The sequence below is a fragment of the Cyanobium sp. HWJ4-Hawea genome (genome assembly GCF_024345815.1).
Taxonomy (GTDB): domain Bacteria; phylum Cyanobacteriota; class Cyanobacteriia; order PCC-6307; family Cyanobiaceae; genus Cyanobium_A.
In genome coordinates this window covers 1-16,583 of sequence record NZ_JAGQBV010000034.1, presented here as the reverse complement: position 1 = coordinate 16,583, position 16,583 = coordinate 1, and the positions used below count along the sequence as shown (strand labels likewise).

Annotated in this window: 23 protein-coding genes and 1 tRNA gene; 7 read left to right on the top strand and 17 right to left on the bottom strand. The window is 56.0% G+C overall.

The window, feature by feature from the left end:
• Positions 1 to 5: 5 nt before the first annotated feature.
• Complete coding sequence (locus KBY58_RS08745; protein WP_254934753.1) at positions 6 to 221, bottom strand: hypothetical protein; 216 nt, start codon at positions 219 to 221, stop codon at positions 6 to 8.
• A 359-nt stretch (positions 222 to 580) separates the two neighbouring features.
• On the opposite strand from KBY58_RS08745, the gene cpeB reads away from it, so the two are divergent.
• From cpeB to KBY58_RS08730, 3 genes are all read left to right on the top strand, one after another.
• Positions 581 to 1,141 carry a class 1 C-phycoerythrin subunit beta gene (gene cpeB, locus KBY58_RS08740; protein WP_255003977.1) on the top strand — a complete coding sequence of 187 codons (561 nt, stop codon included), beginning with the start codon at positions 581 to 583 and terminating at the stop codon, positions 1,139 to 1,141.
• Between the two features lie 53 nt (positions 1,142 to 1,194).
• Positions 1,195 to 1,689: a class 1 C-phycoerythrin subunit alpha gene (gene cpeA, locus KBY58_RS08735; protein WP_255003975.1), complete on the top strand. Its 495-nt coding sequence runs from the start codon at positions 1,195 to 1,197 to the stop codon at positions 1,687 to 1,689.
• A 66-nt stretch (positions 1,690 to 1,755) separates the two neighbouring features.
• On the top strand, positions 1,756 to 2,403 hold the full coding sequence (locus KBY58_RS08730) for a HEAT repeat domain-containing protein (protein ID WP_255003973.1): 648 nt from the start codon (positions 1,756 to 1,758) through the stop codon (positions 2,401 to 2,403).
• Here the strand turns inward: KBY58_RS08730 and KBY58_RS08725 are convergent.
• Entirely contained in the window at positions 2,370 to 3,296 is a 927-nt protein-coding gene (locus KBY58_RS08725; protein ID WP_255003972.1) for a HEAT repeat domain-containing protein, read from the bottom strand. The two genes, KBY58_RS08730 and KBY58_RS08725, sit on opposite strands and share 34 nt — an antisense overlap.
• Positions 3,297 to 3,389: 93 nt before the next feature.
• Between KBY58_RS08725 and KBY58_RS08720 the strand changes: the two genes are divergently transcribed.
• Both KBY58_RS08720 and KBY58_RS08715 read left to right on the top strand, forming a co-directional pair.
• Positions 3,390 to 3,830 carry a DUF2656 family protein gene (locus KBY58_RS08720; protein WP_255003971.1) on the top strand — a complete coding sequence of 147 codons (441 nt, stop codon included), beginning with the start codon at positions 3,390 to 3,392 and terminating at the stop codon, positions 3,828 to 3,830.
• A gap of 521 nt (positions 3,831 to 4,351) precedes the next feature.
• Positions 4,352 to 5,614 (top strand): HEAT repeat domain-containing protein, encoded by a 1,263-nt coding sequence (locus tag KBY58_RS08715; protein ID WP_255003970.1) that lies wholly within the window; start codon positions 4,352 to 4,354, stop codon positions 5,612 to 5,614.
• On the opposite strand, the gene KBY58_RS08710 is transcribed toward KBY58_RS08715, so the two are convergent.
• The 10 genes from KBY58_RS08710 to KBY58_RS08665 form a co-directional block, all read right to left on the bottom strand.
• Positions 5,594 to 5,908, bottom strand: coding sequence for a CpeR family transcriptional regulator (locus KBY58_RS08710; protein WP_254934746.1), 315 nt, complete (start codon positions 5,906 to 5,908; stop codon positions 5,594 to 5,596). The genes KBY58_RS08715 and KBY58_RS08710 overlap by 21 nt on opposite strands.
• On the bottom strand, positions 5,908 to 6,537 hold the full coding sequence (locus KBY58_RS08705; protein ID WP_255003969.1) for a chromophore lyase CpcT/CpeT: 630 nt from the start codon (positions 6,535 to 6,537) through the stop codon (positions 5,908 to 5,910). Before KBY58_RS08705 ends, KBY58_RS08710 begins: the two co-directional genes overlap by 1 nt.
• Entirely contained in the window at positions 6,537 to 7,073 is a 537-nt protein-coding gene (locus tag KBY58_RS08700; RefSeq protein ID WP_255003968.1) for a phycobiliprotein lyase, read from the bottom strand. Before KBY58_RS08700 ends, KBY58_RS08705 begins: the two co-directional genes overlap by 1 nt.
• Before the next feature lie 185 nt (positions 7,074 to 7,258).
• Complete coding sequence (locus KBY58_RS08695; protein ID WP_254934868.1) at positions 7,259 to 8,005, bottom strand: phycobilisome rod-core linker polypeptide; 747 nt, start codon at positions 8,003 to 8,005, stop codon at positions 7,259 to 7,261.
• Between the two features lie 53 nt (positions 8,006 to 8,058).
• On the bottom strand, positions 8,059 to 9,585 hold the full coding sequence (locus tag KBY58_RS08690) for a phycobilisome rod-core linker polypeptide (RefSeq protein ID WP_255003966.1): 1,527 nt from the start codon (positions 9,583 to 9,585) through the stop codon (positions 8,059 to 8,061).
• A gap of 58 nt (positions 9,586 to 9,643) precedes the next feature.
• Positions 9,644 to 10,519: a phycobilisome linker polypeptide gene (locus KBY58_RS08685; RefSeq protein ID WP_254934742.1), complete on the bottom strand. Its 876-nt coding sequence runs from the start codon at positions 10,517 to 10,519 to the stop codon at positions 9,644 to 9,646.
• 72 nt (positions 10,520 to 10,591) lie between these two features.
• Positions 10,592 to 11,221: a pentapeptide repeat-containing protein gene (locus tag KBY58_RS08680; protein ID WP_255003964.1), complete on the bottom strand. Its 630-nt coding sequence runs from the start codon at positions 11,219 to 11,221 to the stop codon at positions 10,592 to 10,594.
• 46 nt (positions 11,222 to 11,267) lie between these two features.
• Positions 11,268 to 11,735: a hypothetical protein gene (locus KBY58_RS08675; protein ID WP_255003963.1), complete on the bottom strand. Its 468-nt coding sequence runs from the start codon at positions 11,733 to 11,735 to the stop codon at positions 11,268 to 11,270.
• 100 nt (positions 11,736 to 11,835) lie between these two features.
• The gene (gene cpcA, locus KBY58_RS08670; RefSeq protein WP_255003962.1) at positions 11,836 to 12,324 is read right to left on the bottom strand and encodes a phycocyanin subunit alpha; all 489 of its coding nucleotides are present in this window, start codon (positions 12,322 to 12,324) and stop codon (positions 11,836 to 11,838) included.
• 71 nt (positions 12,325 to 12,395) lie between these two features.
• Positions 12,396 to 12,914, bottom strand: a complete 519-nt coding sequence (locus tag KBY58_RS08665) for a phycocyanin subunit beta (RefSeq protein ID WP_254934738.1) — start codon at positions 12,912 to 12,914, stop codon at positions 12,396 to 12,398.
• A gap of 357 nt (positions 12,915 to 13,271) precedes the next feature.
• On the opposite strand from KBY58_RS08665, the gene KBY58_RS08660 reads away from it, so the two are divergent.
• Together KBY58_RS08660 and KBY58_RS08655 are read left to right on the top strand one after the other, a co-directional pair.
• Entirely contained in the window at positions 13,272 to 13,958 is a 687-nt protein-coding gene (locus KBY58_RS08660) for a phycobilisome rod-core linker polypeptide (protein WP_315858048.1), read from the top strand.
• A gap of 85 nt (positions 13,959 to 14,043) precedes the next feature.
• A complete protein-coding gene (locus KBY58_RS08655) occupies positions 14,044 to 14,424 on the top strand; it encodes a hypothetical protein (protein WP_255003959.1) in 381 nt (126 codons plus the stop codon).
• 18 nt (positions 14,425 to 14,442) lie between these two features.
• Here the strand turns inward: KBY58_RS08655 and KBY58_RS08650 are convergent, their stop codons facing one another.
• The 5 genes from KBY58_RS08650 to KBY58_RS08630 form a co-directional block, all read right to left on the bottom strand.
• Positions 14,443 to 15,054: a chromophore lyase CpcT/CpeT gene (locus tag KBY58_RS08650; RefSeq protein ID WP_255003958.1), complete on the bottom strand. Its 612-nt coding sequence runs from the start codon at positions 15,052 to 15,054 to the stop codon at positions 14,443 to 14,445.
• 8 nt (positions 15,055 to 15,062) lie between these two features.
• Entirely contained in the window at positions 15,063 to 15,305 is a 243-nt protein-coding gene (locus KBY58_RS08645; RefSeq protein WP_254934734.1) for a hypothetical protein, read from the bottom strand.
• Between the two features lie 44 nt (positions 15,306 to 15,349).
• Positions 15,350 to 15,422: transfer RNA gene (locus KBY58_RS08640), tRNA-Phe, on the bottom strand.
• Between the two features lie 30 nt (positions 15,423 to 15,452).
• Positions 15,453 to 16,151: a ComF family protein gene (locus KBY58_RS08635; protein ID WP_255003957.1), complete on the bottom strand. Its 699-nt coding sequence runs from the start codon at positions 16,149 to 16,151 to the stop codon at positions 15,453 to 15,455.
• 34 nt (positions 16,152 to 16,185) lie between these two features.
• Positions 16,186 to 16,467: a DUF2470 domain-containing protein gene (locus tag KBY58_RS08630; protein WP_254934732.1), complete on the bottom strand. Its 282-nt coding sequence runs from the start codon at positions 16,465 to 16,467 to the stop codon at positions 16,186 to 16,188.
• Between the last annotated feature and the right edge of the window lie 116 nt (positions 16,468 to 16,583).

The following is a 16,583-nucleotide window of genomic DNA, read 5'->3' as shown; positions in this document are numbered from 1 at the left end:
TATCCCTAGGGGCTTGGGGGGGCATCCCGTTGGCTAACCAGCTGGGCGAGCACCTCCTCAATGCGCTGAAGTTCAGCATGGGAAGCCAGGGTGTCGTCCACTTTCTTTTGCGGCAGCTTCAACCGCTGCCCCATGGACCTCACGTCCGAGGTCAGCCGATCCCGGTAGGTGGTGAGGGCTTCGATCGATTCAAGAAGCTCCTGGAGGCTGGGATCACTCATGGCAGTAAGAGGCCTGGGCTAGAGATTACAAATACGTCAACCGCAGACAGATACGAAGCCTTGGGTTTTTGCCAGAATATAAAGAAAATTCGAAATTGCGGGGTCCGCGTTCCTGGAGTTGCTTAGCGGCAACAGGGTTTTGGCCCCTGGTGGCCGGCTTTGGTCAAGAAATCTTGCGTGACGCTTCTGGGAGGGGATTCTTCTTGAGAGTTTCGTTAACTTCCTTGAGCTTCCAGTCCACATGGACGGCCCACTCCCAAGCCCCTGGCTAATCGCAACTGCAATTTGCATTTGCAATCAGGATGCCCAAGAGAAGGTGCGAGGCCCCCATAAAAGTCCCTAGCCCGGCATACTCCCCAATGCTCGACGCCTTTTCCCGCGCCGTTTTAAGCGCTGACGCCAAAAACGCTGCCATTGGCAGTGGTGAACTGGCCGCCCTTCGTAACTATGTCGCCGAGGGCAACAAGCGCCTCGACGCAGTTAATGCCATCACCTCAAATGCTTCCTGCATCGTTTCCGATGCTGTGACCGGCATGATTTGCGAGAACACCGGCCTGATCCAGGCAGGTGGCAACTGCTACCCCAACCGCCGCATGGCTGCTTGCCTGCGCGATGGCGAGATCGTTCTGCGCTACATCAGCTACGCCCTTCTGGCCGGCGATGCTTCCGTGCTCGACGACCGTTGCCTCAACGGCCTGAAGGAGACCTACATCGCCCTGGGCGTGCCCATTCAGTCCACAGCCCGCGCTGTTGCGATCATGAAGGCAGCCTCCACTGCCCACATCAACGAGACCAACACCTCCGGCACCAATCCGGATGAGACCCGTTTCCGCAAGATGGAAACCACCCAGGGTGATTGCTCCGCCTTGGTCGCAGAAGCCGCTTCCTACTTCGATCGTGTGAGCAGCGCTCTGTCCTGAGCGACTGAATACGACCACTTCTCACCTCTTCCAATCCAAAAAAGGAAAACACGATGAAATCCGTTGTCACCACCGTTGTGACCGCTGCTGATGCAGCCGGTCGCTTCCCCAGCCAGAACGACCTCGAAGCCGTTCAGGGCAATATCCAACGCGCCACTGCCCGTCTGGAAGCAGCTGAAAAGCTTTCTGCTGGCATGGACAAAGTGGTTCGTGAGGCCGGCGACGCCTGCTTCAAGAAGTACCCCTACCTGAAGCAGGCAGGCGAAGCTGGTAGCAATCAGATCAAGGTGGACAAGTGCTACCGCGACCTGGGCCACTACATGCGCCTCATCAACTACTGCCTGGTTGTGGGCGGCACTGGCCCCCTCGACGAGTGGGGTATCGCCGGCGCCCGTGAGGTTTACCGCACCCTCAACCTGCCTACCGCTGCCTACGTGGAAGCGCTCACCTACACGCGCGATCGCGCTTGCGCACCTCGCGACATGAGCCCCCAGGCTTTGAACGAGCTCAAGAGCTACCTGGACTATGCCATCAACTCCCTCTCCTGAGGTTGTTCGATAGCTGAGTTGGGGAGGTCCTAGGACCTCCCTTTTTTTTTTGAAGACCCAGATCTGATGGTGCAATCAGCGAGTTCCACCGACCTTGACCAGCTGTTCGAGGACCTCGGCCATCCCAATCCCTATTTGCAGACAGAGGCCTTTTTGGCCATGGTCCGCAACCATGCGGATGCGGCCCTCCCCCGGCTGCTGCTGCTGCTGGATCAGGAAGATGTGGTGAGGCGTCGGGCAGCGGTGCGGGCCCTTGGCGCCTTTGCGGAGCGGGCCATGGTTCCCCTGGCGCAGAAGTTTCAAGCCAGCCACGACGCCACGGTGCGGGCTAGCTGCGTAAAGGCCTATGCCCAGGTCGCCTCAAACTTCCGAGGCATACCCTTTCCCCTTGAGGCAATGGCTGCCCTTGAGGCTGCCCTTGCCGACGAATCTCCAGTGGTGGCCATCGCTGCAGTGATGGCCCTTGGCCAGGTGGGGGAGCAGGCGGTGCCCCTGCTAATTCAGGTCTGCCTTGGAAAAAATGAGGCCCAGGCGGTGGCGGCAGTAAACGCGCTGGTCGGGATCGACCATCCAGATGTGGCGACATGCCTGTACCAATTGGCGGGGGCCGAATCCACGGATTCCTATGTAAGGGAGACCGTTAACTCAGCAGTTGCCCGCTTGGACGACCTGCGGGCCCGTCAGCCCGCGGCGTCCCCATCAGCTTCGGCCTGATGGCGGCGGAGCTGCAGAATCGCAAGTTGCAGAATTGGCTTTACCGATTCGCAGGTCTCTAGGGGTGCGGCCTGTTCCAGGTCAGCAATCGCTTCAACGGCCCCTAACTTCATCAAGGCAAGAGCTGTGTTCTTGCGGACCTGGGCGGAGCTGTCCGCAAGCATGGGTGTGAGCAAGGGGGCGGCCCACAGGGGCTCATGCAGCTTGCCCAGCAGGGTCGCGGCCTCCGCCCGAACCAGCTCAGCTGAATCCGCCAGGGCTTCGACCACAAGATCCCTAGCCTCTTGGTCATTGAGGGATTGGATCTGATCGCCCAGGGCAGCTATGGCGGCGGTTCGCACTTCCGTGTGGGTTGAGCGGGCAGCCCGGCGCAGGGCATCAGGGGCTTGGGCTCCCACAAAGGCAAGCCCCCAGCTGGCCAGGCCCAGGTGCATGGTGGTGCTCTCTGGACTGGCCAATACATTGATCAGTGCCTCAACGGCGCACTCTCCGGTGGCAGCCATGGCCCCAACGGCCGATCCCTGAACAACCGGATCCGCATCGTTGAGAAGAGCTTCCAGGAGGTCGGGTATGGCGCTGGGATCGCCTATCAAAGTGAGGGTCTTGGCCGCCGCGCGACGCACTGTCACGTTTTCGTGCCTGCGTAGGGCGCGGCAGAGGGAGGGAACGGCTGCCGTGCCGACAGAACCAAGACTTTCGGCAAAGGTGAGCCTCATCAGGCCGCGGGGATCACCAAGCCCCGCCACCATTTTCTCGATCTGATTCCTATCTCCGTCAAGCCGTTCACCAGAACGGAGTTGGAGCTTTAATTCAGCGGCAAGCAAGGTGGCCTCTGACTCACTCAAGGAGACGGCCGGCACTGCTGGAGCAAGGTTGCTGGACTCGATGCTCAAGGCTGCGGGTCAGAAAGATCCATTGTCTCAGGAAGCAATCCCCAGGCCTGTTTGCCGGGATGGCCCGTAATATGAAGCCGCACTAGAGATTGCATGACCACTTTCCTCATATCCCATAATCTTCAACTCCCGAATGGATCGATTCCATCCCTTACTGCCAGTGAATTGGCAGAGGGGCTAAAAAGTCATTGCGATGGAGTCATCACTGCCGAAGCCCTTAGCCATCACCATTGGCTAGTCAGGCTCGTAGGCAAGCAAGATCCCCACGAGCTAGCCAGTCAGCTAGTTGGGGCCTGGGCTTCCTTGCGGGAAGGGGCGGGCCATGATGTGGACCATGCAATCCTGGCCCTTGGAGGCAGGAAAGATTCTCCAGCCTCTAGCGGATCGCCGCTGGATCTGGGCTCATGGGGAGTCGATGTCGTTGAGACAATGGACCCGAAGGGTTTCCTAGAGGCGATTAATTGGCAGGCCCTTAAGGCAGCTCGACCAGCCGATGGTGTTTTCGAGGTGGAGAGGCTGCCCGCCCAAGGTTAACTATAAACTCAAGGGCTCAGATTCTGGCTGATTTAGCTGCGGGCCCTTCTCGTGGTTGTGCGCTTGCGTGGGGCTGGCTGAGACTCCCCATCCCCAGTGCCCATGCCTTCGGCAGCACTTTCGGGAGCCTCCACGATCTCATTTGAGCCGACTGATCCAACATGGGTAACAGCCGATCCCCGCTTGTGAAGATTGCCCATCATCAGGCTCAGGCTTGAAAATGGAACCCTTAATAATCTGCTGGTGGGTAGTTTAGATGCATTGGCATCATTTACCCTGATAGCTAGTGAATCCGCAAGATAGGGTCCCAAGACTTTCTCTTTCGATTAACAGGCTTCATTTTGCTTAAAAAGATTGCTTCGTGCTGTATTCGCAATATACGTTCACACCCAGTTGGGACCTGCGAATGTGATAATAGTGAAGCAGTCCCAAAGGTGGTAGTTCTGGCGGATTCGGGCCGCTTTGCAAATATCCACCCTGGCCTCAGCCATGGGGAGGCTTTGCGCATTCTTAGTTTGCCTGTGGAGCAGCTCGATTCGAGCAGTGATCTCTATATGGCTGCTTCCCATCTGATCAATTTCCCTGGCCAGCCTTCGGAGCGGGCACTGCTTGAGCTGCTTGGCAACAGCGATAGCCGCCAGGCGGTACGGCTTGCCAAGCGCAAGGCCGTGGAGGTTTTGGCACGGCTGGGATGTGGTGCTGCCCAAGGAATTATTGGCGATTGCCTACTCAGTGAGGATCACTATTTAGTTGAAAATGCTGCTTGGGCCTTGCAGCAATTGGAGTGCAGGGATGCCGCATTGCACCAATCTATGGTTGCCCTATTGGCAGATCCAGCTCAGAATCGGAGGGTGCTAATTCAGAGCCTGGCTGGCCTTGGTGTGAGCCAGGCTCTACCGATGATCCAGCAACTCCAGGATGATCAGAACCCCGGAGTAAGCGGAGCAGCCCTGGCGGCTGTCGCTAAATTATCAGGTTCGAATCAAAGAATTAGTGAATTGGCAGACCATTTCTTCCTGCCCAATCAGATGGATCGGCAGTCTGCTATCCAGGATGCAATTGATGCTTCCGCATCCGAACTGCTTCCCCAAATACTTAGGTCTCCCGTATCTCCAGTTTTTCGGATGAGGGCCCTAGGTTTACTCTTGCAGGCCCATAATTTGGAAGATTCTGGATTGTCGCTTGTGGGAAGTGTGGAATCCTTGCTGTGGGATTCCCCTGCCAACCTAGATCTTGTGCATCGCTACGACGAGGTTCCAGATAATCTTTTTCTGGTTAATGAGTTGTTTGGCACGGATTTTAGTCGATGCTATTTGGCGCTATCCCATCTTAAATTTGTCCCCAGTGACAAGCTCTGGCCCATACTGGATCAGCGATGGCGAGAGGAGGCCTACAATGACTATGGTGCGAACTATTTTTTCCTAAAACTCTTTGGCAGTATTCAATACTGGGGAGAAGCACAGCTAATGGTGGAAGATCTTTGTGAGTCAGCCATACATAACCGTCGCCCCCAGTTTCAGAAATCCCGACCCGCTGGCATCCTTGCTCTTGTGCAGCTAAATCAAAAACGGCTGGCTAGTCTTATCCCTGATCTTATTGATGCGGAAAAGGAGTCAAATTGGGAATGTAGATATGCTGCATTGGTCGCCCAGGAGATGATGCTTAAGGCAAATGCTGGCTCCAGCGATTGCCTCTGTAGGGATCTTGGCCTTACCGGAACTGACCCCCATAGGTTTGTACAGGCTAAGAAAATATCTATGCAGTCATTGTTCGTTGATCTCTGAATAACGAGTGGTAAAGCTGCCATTGCAGGCCCAAAAGCTAACAATTTCGTTGCAGCTTGGCCGGGGCACTCGGGCGACAGCGCGAAGGATTTTGAAATTGCGGTTGTGACCCATTGGCCACAGGCCCACCTGTTTGACACTGTGGATTTCGCCGCCAAGTGACTTCAGGCAATCTTCAAAGCGGTCTATCAGATTTTGGTCCACTGTTTCGAAAATAAAATCCGTACCTTTGCAGATTAGATGTTGAGATTTAATCCATGAACGCAGCAGTTCCTCTGGGCTTTTTATTGGCATTAGCTGGCTGTTGATTCCCTCTGTTCTTCCTTAAACCATTCAGCATCAAGATGGTCCGCATAGCGGTCCATACGTGTAAATTGGAGTGCTCCATTTTCAGAACCCCAACAATATTCGTGAGAGGTTGGATCGAAGCCCTGATCCCTACTACTCCAGCGGTGTTGATCGAATTCAACCTCACTTACAAGATAGGTAAGCTGACCATCCCTTGGTATCAGGCAGCTACAGCCAGGTTCCACTTCGCCTAGGTAGCCGCCAGAATTATTAGGGCGAAAATGCATCCCACAACCTGGCCGAGGTAGAAGATCTTCTTGCTTAATTGAATTAAGGAGCTTGGGAGTTGTGCCCCCGCCCGCGCATCTCATCGGCTCACGCAAGCCATAGTTGAGCATTAAAATATAGTCGGTTTTTGCAACGATTTTATGTACTCCCTGTCGGTATGGCCTCCAGGGATCGTAATCATAGCTCTGCTCTGAATATACCCAGGCCCCCCCCAGAAGCTCCTGGGGAAGGGGCCTAAAAAAGATATTAATGTGCGAAAATTTTGCAGGCTCAGCTTGGGCCTGTTCATGATTGCTGAAGTGTCCGGAGATTGTGTGCAGGAAGTGGAGCATTTTCTCGATCTCCATCAATCTGACGATATCCTCCTAATTTCCGAAGCGAATGACGTCTGTAGGACCCCAGCCCCTGAAGATGTCCTCAGAACAGACGATCTGCAGCGTACGTTCTCTGAAATGAACCAAATCCGTTCTTCTGCGACGGATTGGCCATAGGTTGTGTTGAGGATAAATGTATCATCCTCTAGAAAAAGATAGGAAGATGTGGCCGATTCTGCCTCGGCATATCCCACACTTCTTAGGAGAATACCCGTGGTATCAGTATCTGGAATGGGTATTAATATGCATGAGCCGCTGCTAACTTCGCTAGGGTCTTCTGGCTCCCAATCCGAGTCAGCCTCCCAACTCATTTTGAAGGGAGAAACTATTGACGAGGAGTCTATTGATACCTTTTCAAGGTATTCAGTGACAATGGCGTCATCTACGGCAAGGCATTCAATTTTAATTTCGCTCAGGACATCTTCAAATTGGCGAAAGGCTAGGGAGTGGGCCGATCGCATCGATTTCCAGCAGCCTTCTGAGCGACTAACGAACTTCTCAATTATCATGCAGGGAAAGTCTTTTGCCTGAAATTTGGCTGCTGTTTTCCCTGCCGGACTGCACCATATTTACCATGCTATGTATCATCATCTCAATCGCTGACCCCTGACTTTGGACTTGCCGTTGGGCAGGGGCATTGCTCCGATCGATCCGTTGTTCCATAGCACTTATATTGGTGGTTGGTAATTGGTGGCTAGCCGTTAGTAATGGATAGGATTGAACCGCCAAGCCTTTGCACACCCTGCACTGTTTTGGAGAGGCTGCTATAGGGAACATTCGACACCTGGACAGCTCTTCTGTTTAGGCCCGAAGGTGATGCCGTTGTCCAGCAAATACGATAGCGGCGGTCGTTGCGGCTAGTGCTTTCACCGCGCTTACCCTGAATATCAATATTAGGTGCATCACCTGTGGCCAGGCTTGCCTTGAGCTTGGATCCCGAGGTGCCATCAAATGTTGCCTGGCCGCCTTGCATTTTCAGGCTACGCACGTAGGTGACGTTGGCAGCGCCTGTTGATGTTTGGTTTGTGCGCCAGTAGGGCACTGTGTCGAAGCCGAAGTTTTCGATGTACTCGGCTGATGAAACGTAGCTTGCGATTTCAGCTTCATAGCCTTCGTTGGCAAGCAGCTGAACGTGGTGGCTCAACTCCGATTGATCCTGGGGGACGCGGCCCAGCAGATGCTTGAAGTTGAGTTCTACAAAGCGATAGGGGCCATTTTTATCTAAAAATAGCTTGCGGTAGGTATCGGATGTTGCGAGGGCTGAGATCAGGCCCTGCACGGTGAGGTCCCCCTGCAGAAAGAGACTCTCTGCTGTTGTTACCAGCTCTTCTTCCATCAGGTGGGCATTGCCAAATACCTGTTTGTAGGCGGAGCGCAGGATCGACTGGGCTTGGCTGAAATCTTGAATTGATGTGGTGGTCTGTCTAGTGATTGTTTGCATGTTGATCACGTTTTTTGAATTGGTTTTAGCCTTGATTTGAACCTTTAGATTTCTTAGGCTACTTCAGTAATTGAGACAATCCGGCCGCCGCGGCGATGAATGTATGACAACTGGGTGGTCATGTCTTTGCCGGAAACCAAATAGCTGGCGTTGGGAGTGCGTTGGCGGCCACCAGCTGGCTGGGCTTGGACGACGATCCTGAAGCGCTTTGTGGTGGGGTCAGCAGAGCCGCTGAAGGCGCCACGGCGGTTGTTGCGAACGGTTGTAGTGCCCCAGCCATTGGGGAGCATGTTTGCGCCCAGTGAGAGCACAAGGCTGGATGATGTTTGAACCGTATCGCTACTTGAGTAGCCCTGGAATAGGGACAGATTCCGGTTAAAGCCGATCTGTTCACGGCCGTTTTCGGATTCTAGGCGGGCATAGGGGATGGTCTGCTCGCCAAACACATCCTGATATTCAGAACTGTCTATGTAGCTGTTGATTTCGGCCCCATAGCCCTCATTGGCCATTCTTTGAATGTGCTCACTAACTTCCTGCTGGTTACGGGGCGAACGGCCGAGCAGATGCTTGAAGTTGAGTTCTACAAAGCGGTAGGGAGTGTTGCTTTCAAAGAAGCGGCGGCTATACTCGGCTGAATTTGCAATCGCCCTAATGAATTCACGGGTGCTCAGATTGCCTTCTACAAACTTGCTTTCGGCTGTCAAATCCCGCTCGCTTTCCATCATGTGGGGGTTGCCCATCACTTGACGGTAGGCGGAGCGAATTAGGCCCAGGAGTTGATCTGCAGTGTCGCCATTGCAGCGCTGGAAAACTTCCTGGGTTCGCTGACCCACCCCGAAGCCGACATAGACGTCGCCGCGCAGGGGGGTGGAGTCGCCGCCATCGCTTGTCGAGCGCCTAACTGGGGCGAAGGCCCCATTCAGGGAAGATGAGCCGCCGAAGGAACCGGAGCTTTGGGTTCGGTAGACCTGGGCTGGAATCCTGATGCTGATGGGCTGGCCTTTTGCCAGGTTGCTGAGAAGCTGGCTTTTCATGCCAACGGAGCTATCGCTGCCGGCAAAATTCTGCTCAAGGGCCGCGATGCGGTTGAAGGAGGATTGGGGGGCTCCAGTGGGGCTTCCCCAGGCGCGAATGTGGGGAACTGTGTTCTCCCCAAAGGAGTCTTCATACTCCTTGGAATTAATAAGGGAATCGATGTCAGCATCGAATCCTTCGGTGGCAATTTTGGCCACATGGGTGCTCACTTCAGCCTCGTCAACGGGAGGCCTTCCGAGTAGGTGCTTCACGCTCAGTTCAACTGAACGATGGGGCGCCACCGATTCAAAGAAGCGCGAGCGATAGAAGTCGGATTTTGCTAGGCAGCGAACAAACTCTCTGACGGTTATCGTGCCGTTGCGTAATTGTGATTCAGCCGAGGTGAGGCGCTCACTTTCCATCGGTCTGATGTTGCCGAATACATGGCGATAGCATGCATTAATTGCCAAATTAAGGGATGTTTCGTCATCCCCAAGTTTGTAGCTAGGTGCCGATTCGAGCAGAGTTGTGGCACCAAATCCATAGGCGGCTGATTTAAGGGTCATGGCTTTGTTGGCAAGGGAGAGGCTTAGGGAAACTAAAAAATAGTTCTAAAGGGGGAGATTATGCTGGGGTAATACTTGCAATTACTCCGCCTTCGCGGTGAATTTGCTTGTAGGTTTGGGATAGTTGTGAGAAGGGAACGAAGTAGGTTCGGTTTGACTTTTTGTAGCGTGAGATTGGGCGGATTGTGTTTGCCCGATAGCCAGTAACTTGGACCTTGTACATCGTCCCTTCTTCCCCTGTTCCTGGAGCGAAGCGGGTTTGGGGATCCTGGAAATTTGGGGAGGGCCTGAAGCCCCAGCCCTGGGTTTCCTGGGATGAGGGGGGAACGACAGGAATGGGGCGATTCAGGTAGGCATTGCCCCCTAGCCTTGCTGCCTTCCCGGAGAGATTTCCCTTCAGGCTGCTGCTGCTGGCGCCGCGAAGTAGCTGGAGGCTCCAGGTGAACTCCTGCATGGTCATGCAGCTCTCAGTTTTCCAGCCCCGTTGATAGGGAACGGTCCACTCGCCAAAGGTATCCTGATACTCACTCGAATCAATAAAGCTATCAATGTCAGCTTCATAGCCATGGCTATCAAGTCGCTCCGCATGGCCACGCATCTCCTCAAAATCTGAGGGGGCACGACCCATTAGGTGCCGGAAGGCCAACTCGATATAGCGATATCTGGGGCAGGCGTCAAAGAAGCGTGAGCGGTATAACTCACTCTTGGCAATGCTCCGCACAAATTCACGCAGACTTAGCTCGCCAAGTTTGAACTGTGATTCGGCTACTATCTGCCTTTCGCTTTCCATTACATAGGCATTTCCGAGCACCTGGCGGTAAACGGCCCGAATGATTTGCTCCTGCTTATCGCTTGAATCACCAGGGAGCAGCTCGAGGGGATCTTCGCTGTCGAATTGCTCAACTCCCAGGAGTGAGGCTGGGCCAAATGACATGGGAATTCTTGCTTAGGGAAACCAGACTATTTTGCCTGTATCCTTGGGTTTTTTTTGTTGGCTTAACAAAGCTCAAATGTGAGAGCGGCCGAGGCTTTGGCGGGTGGTGGTTTGGGTGCGAGGGTTCCAGCAGTCAAGTTCCTGGATTGATCTGCCTAGGAGTTGGGCCCTACCTGGTTCCAGGCCTGTGGATCCCCTGAAATCTGCCCCGCGAATCGAGTCCGCCGCACTTAGGTCCGCATCCTTAAGTGATGCTGATCTGAAGTCGGTGTAGTCAAGTTGACAGCCCGAAAATCTGACCCCCTCCAGGCAGGCGCCACGTAGTAGGGCATGTCGCAGATCTGCCCCGGCGAGACGGGCGCCCCTTAGGCAGCTGCCACTGAGGTCAGCCCCACTCAAGTAGCACCCCATCAGGTTGGCGCCTTGCAGATCTAGGCCCGAGAGATCCGCACTATTAAGAAAGCTGCCGCTGAGCTTTGCTCTTGGACCTACTGCTCCAGAGCTGCAGAAGTCAAAATTTTGGGGCCATTTGGTGAACTTGTCATATCGAACCAGTCGTAAATCTGCTCCTTCAAGATTGCAGTGCTCGAGGTCTGTACCTCGCATGTCCACGCGGCATAGCTTGGCACCGCCCAGATTTGCAGCGCCAAGTTTTAATCCCCTCCAGTCCGCACCCCGGCAGTCTGGATTTGCTGTTCCCATAATCTCTGAGGGCCCCTGCAGTTCAGGGATTTTCCAGTTGTACATGTCAGTTTGCTTGTTTGATCTGTTCTTGATTTGCCACCACAAGCCCCAGGCCTGCGGAGAGTATGGGTGTCGCCACCAGGTATCCGTGGCGCTCTAAATAAAGAGCCCATATTGCTTTATCAGATATTCCTGGACAATTGCAGAGAAGGCTCGATATTAATTCAGGCTTTATGCCAAGGCACTTAAGCAGATCGGTGAATTGGTCCTTGCCTTCCACCCTAAGGCTGCGTATGGCTGCTCCCACTACCCATGTCAGGACTGCTTCCTCGACTGGTCCCGTTGAGTTATTGCATGCAAGCAGTAGATTATGGCCTGTGCCTGCTATTTGTTGATATGTTGTGCCCCAAAGTTGAATGTTGGTGTCTAGGAGATTAAGACGAAGATCTGGCTGCAATGCATCTACTTGGATATCTTCCTGGCCTTGATAGGTACTTAGTAATGACCTCAGGTCTGAGGATGGGTCGTTCATGGGGCCAGGGAGAGGAGTGCGTATGCTTTGCAAAAATGTCCATGAAAAAGAGCTCCCTAAGGAGCTCTTTGGTGCAAATTAACCAAAAAGCTAAATGCTTTTAGATTAGGGAATTAATAGCGTAATCGATGTAGTTGTTGGCTGTGGTGCCAGGCTCGCCTGAAATGCCGTGGTTTGCCTTGATGTAATTCAGGGCTTCCACGTACCAGGAGGGGGAGAGCTCAAAAGAACGGTTGATCTCAGCCAGGCCGGCGATCAGGTATTCGTCCATGGGGCCGGTGCCGCCTGCCACGAGGCAGTAGGTGACCATGCGCAGGTAGTAGCCGATGTCGCGGGCACATTTGGCCTTGCCACGGGCATCGGAGGCAAAATTGCTGCCTGTTTGCTGGGTGGTGTAGGGATACTTGTTGTAAACAGCTTGGGCAGCGCCGTTGACAAGTTGGTCTGCCTTAGCTGTTAGGGCCTTAGCTGCTGTGAGGGCATTGGCTGCCTTTTCATAGCGACCAAAGGCTGCATTCAACTCGGAACTGGAGAGAAAGCGACCTTGTGAATCGGCGGCTGCTACGGCTTCGGTGAGGGGTGTCTTCATTGAAGGGAAAGATTAATGTTCTTAACCAAGTGCTGGCTTGATAGGCAGCTGGGTTGCCATTCAGTTGGCGATCAGCCGACAGCTGCTGCGGCCCGATCGAAGTAGGTGCCTACCTCGGACATCAGGGCTGTGCAATCGCCAGGGGTGATGCCGTTGCGATCGTTGGCGATCGAGATGGCGGCGTCCTTCATCTTGCGGACTCCTTCTGCCACGGATGCACCGGGGACGCCGAGGGCGAGGTAGGTCTCACGCAGGCCATTCAGGCAGCGATCTTCCAGGACGGAAGCGTCGCCGGTGAAGATTGCGTAGCTGACATAGCGGAGGATGATCTCCATGTCGCGCAGGCATGCAGCCATGCGGCGACTGGTGTAGGCGTTGCCGCCGGGGGCGATCAGGGAGGGCTGCGAATCGAAGAGATTGCGGGCCGCGTTGGTGACGATGGCGGATGCGTTGGAGGTGATGCGGTTCACCGTGTCCATGCGCTTGTTGCTTTCGGCAACCATGGCGGCCAGGGCGTCTATTTGGCCGGCGTTGATGAATTCGCCACGGGCATCGGCCTGGGCAACAACCTTGGTGAAGGCGTCGAACATTTTGGGAGCTCCTTGTCCCGACGAAGAGTCGGAAGGGTGGGTAAGGGGGACTGATACCTCAAATGTAGTGGCTGACCAAGACAGGTGGGCATCAAGTGCTGAGCACCAGGCCATTTTTCAGCAAGACCAGCAGCTAGTACTGCCAGCTTTACAAAGGGTCACTGGATTTCTCCTGGGCAGCCCAGGGCTGGACTGCATGTAATTCCTTGTAGGCTTTTGTGCCTAGAAGGAGCTTGGCTCGCATTTGCGGATAAAGTGTGCTGCTCCACTCACCCAGTGATGCCTCTCCCCCTACTAGCAGTCAAGCCGCTTACCAATAACGCTCGGGTTAGCAGCTTCCAGCTCGCAGGCGAGGAGATGACCCGCCAAAGCGCCACGGCCCTGCTTCAGGGCGACCGCACAGCGGCCAAGGCACTGGTAGAGCAGGCCTATCGCCAGATCTATTTCCACGCCTTCAAGGTTGATCGGGACCGGGAGCTCGAATCGCAACTCTGCTCTGGTCAGATCACCACCCGGGGCTTCGTGCGCCAGTTGCTGCTGTCTGAGAAGTTCCAGAGGGATTTCTACCGTTGCAACAGCAATTATCGAGTGGTTGAGCAGGTTGTTGGCAGGGTTTTGGGTCGTCCTGTCCACGGCCAGGAGGAGAAGATCGCCTGGTCGATCGTTATTGCTAGCCAGGGCATGGCTGGTTTTGTGGATGCCCTGCTCAATTCGCAGGAATATCTTGAAAACTTCGGCGAAGACATGGTTCCTTACCAGCGTTCGCGGGTGTTGGCCGGTCAGGCAGTGGGCACCATGCCCTTCAACCAACAGGCCCCCCGTTACGAGGCCTACTGGCGCAATGCCATGGCCCGCAGGGCTCCCGCCGGCGGCGGTTCGTTTGGTCAGCCCACTGGCTGGGATCGCCCTGCCTGGCTTGCAAATCAGCCAACTCCCGCCGTGCAGCGGATTTGGCAATACACGGTTGCTACTGGTGGCTTCGCCTTGACTGGCCTAGTGCTCTGGATTGCGATCGCAATGTTGAGCACCGCCCGCCAGGGATGAGTTTTGGTGGACCTCCACCTCGGCTAACCCCCTAGCGCATTGATTCAAGGCCGATACCATCCGGCCAATCCCCGCGTCCTGGCCCATGGCTTCTGAGTTGAAGCTGGCTGATTGCACCCTGCGGCTGGCCGACCAGCTGCAGACCCTTTCCGAGGTGGCCGAGGCGCTCACCTTTCGGATGCTCGAGTTGGAGGAGCGCTTCAAGTCCCAGGAGCAGCAGCTCCAATCCCTGCAGGCTGGTGAAAGCGAGGTCTCTGGGGCCATGGCCGCCGACACCGAGCTACGCCTGGGCGATACCGAAGAACGCCTGGCCCGAATCGAGGGTCTGCTCACCGCCCCTGAATCCGTGGCCCAGCCGGAGCAGCTGGAGCAGGATCTGTTCTCCGCCCGGGAATTTGAGCAGGAGTTCCAGCCCCATTTCCAGGAGGAGCCCGAGCAGCCCTTCATGGACGAACTCTGCGCCTAGGCATCGGCCTGCTTGCCCCTAATTCCAGGCCCTCAGCCAGGTATCCGGCACCTCGCTGCCGTAGTCGGCCGTGCGGCTGAATTCAAACGGGCCAGGTAAGGAGCCCCAGAGATGCTCGTGGGTTTGGGGATCGTGGCCCCGGTCGATGGTGCGCATGCCCTGGGGATCGAGCTCCAGGCGGCTCACCAGGTAGGCAACGCTTCCCTTGCGCTCCACCAGGCAACGGCAGCCAGGTTCCACCTCGCCCATAAAGCCATCCCCTTCTTCGTTGACCAGGTAGGCACAGCCCCCTAGGTTTTTAAGATCTGCTGTACGGATTTGGTCGCGTAGTTCCTGGTCGTCTACGGCACCCCAGAAGCGTTGGTCGTCGACGAGGGCTTGGTTGTGGATGACCAGGCTGGCCGGCTGATCACCGCAGTAATTTTCCACCCGAAGTACCCGAATTCGATAGGGGGCTGCGGGATTGATGGCGTAGCTCTGCTCCAGCAACAACGACCCGGGCTCCAGCTGGGGCAGGGGCCGGAATTTCACCAAGATGTGGGCGTATAGCGGCGGATTCTCAAAGGCCTGCTCCTGGTTGCTGAAGCCCCCACTGAGCATCCGCACAAAGCGGGCTAGCTGGCTTGCCATGGGGATCCTCAGAGACCGAGCAGCCGTAACCGAAAGGTGGCTACCTGCAATGACAATTCCGGCTCACTGAGCCGAAAAGGATGCTCCTTTACCTGTTCAAGGATTAGGGCCAATTTGGTCTCCCGATCCAGGCCGTGCCCGGGCTGCCTTTCCCCGTGGCGCTGCCAGGCCTCATCAAAGGCCTGGGCGAAGCTGTCGGCATTGTTGAAAATCTGAGCCTGCTGACTGCCGAGGGAAGGTGGCTGTCGCATTACTGGAGGGGCAGGGGCATCGGATTGGCCGGAACTTAAGCAAATGCCAGGACGCAGATTTGAACTGCGGACACGGCGATTTTCAGTCGCCTGCTCTACCAACTGAGCTATCCCGGCCCGTCGCCTGGGCGACTTAATCATCCTAAATCACCGACCTCTTACACCTGCAGCAGCTCCCCGGGCCGGAGTGCGTGCCAGGCAGGCGGCCCCCAACACCCTCCAACCCTTCTGCTCCAAGCAGGCGGCGGCGGCGCAGAGGGTGGCCCCGGTGGTGAGGATGTCGTCGATTAGCAGGATTGGCGGCCGCGGGCCCAATCGCTGCTGGGGTGGCTCCTGGCAACAGAAGCCGTCCGCCTGGTTGCTCCAGCGTTGCTGGCGGCCCAGGTGGTGCTGGCCCAGGACCGGCCTGCTGCGTTTGAGCAGGGCCGACTGGCGCCAACCCAGGCTTGCTCCCAGCCGCTGGGCCAGGTGGCCAGGCAGGGGATTGGCGTGGCGTTTCCAGCTCGGAATCGGCACCAGCAGGCCACCTTTGCCCGGGCGATGCAGCCTCAGCAGGTGATCCTCCAGGGCCCTAGCCAGCTGGGGCAGGGCCGCCTCCAGCAGGGGATCCAGTAGGTCGAGGCGCTGCTCGTATTTGGCTTGCTTGCGCCAAGAAAGCAGCTGCCGCCTCAGCTCCCCGCCGTAGCTGCCCGCAGCCCACCAGGTAAGGGGCGTGCTGCCATTGAGGGCCGCCTCCGGTAGTTCCAGGTTGGGCCTGCGAGCTCGAGCGGCGCTGGGTTTGGAGTTTGGAGCTGCTAGCCACTCCAGGGGCATCCAGCCCAACAGGGCTGAGAGGTTTGCGGCCATTGGCGTTTGAGCGCTGCCACCCCAGCCTTCCCACCTACTTGGGCAGGGAGCGGAGCATGGCCACCAGGGTGCGATGGGCGTCTTCGCTATCGCTGAGCGGGTGGTCGAAGCCCACAGCGACGGAATTGCCATCCACCTCCAGTTCCATGGCCTCCGGGGTGATGGCGACCATCCGGGCCGTTTGTGCCCCTTCGATGCCGGCGTAGTGGCGGGCATAGGCGAGTACGGCAGCGGCGTGATCGTCGTTCATGTGCAGACAGATCCGGTCGCTTACGGCTGGGGTGAGCGGGTCAGGTTGCTTTGGGGCGGTGTCCATGGCTGGCTTCCTTAGGCGGAGTAAGAGTTTTGATGATTCTGGGGTCAGCCGGCGTTAAAGCGCTGCCACAGCAAAAGGCCAAGCCGAATTCCACTGAAACCCACATAGCCGGCCAG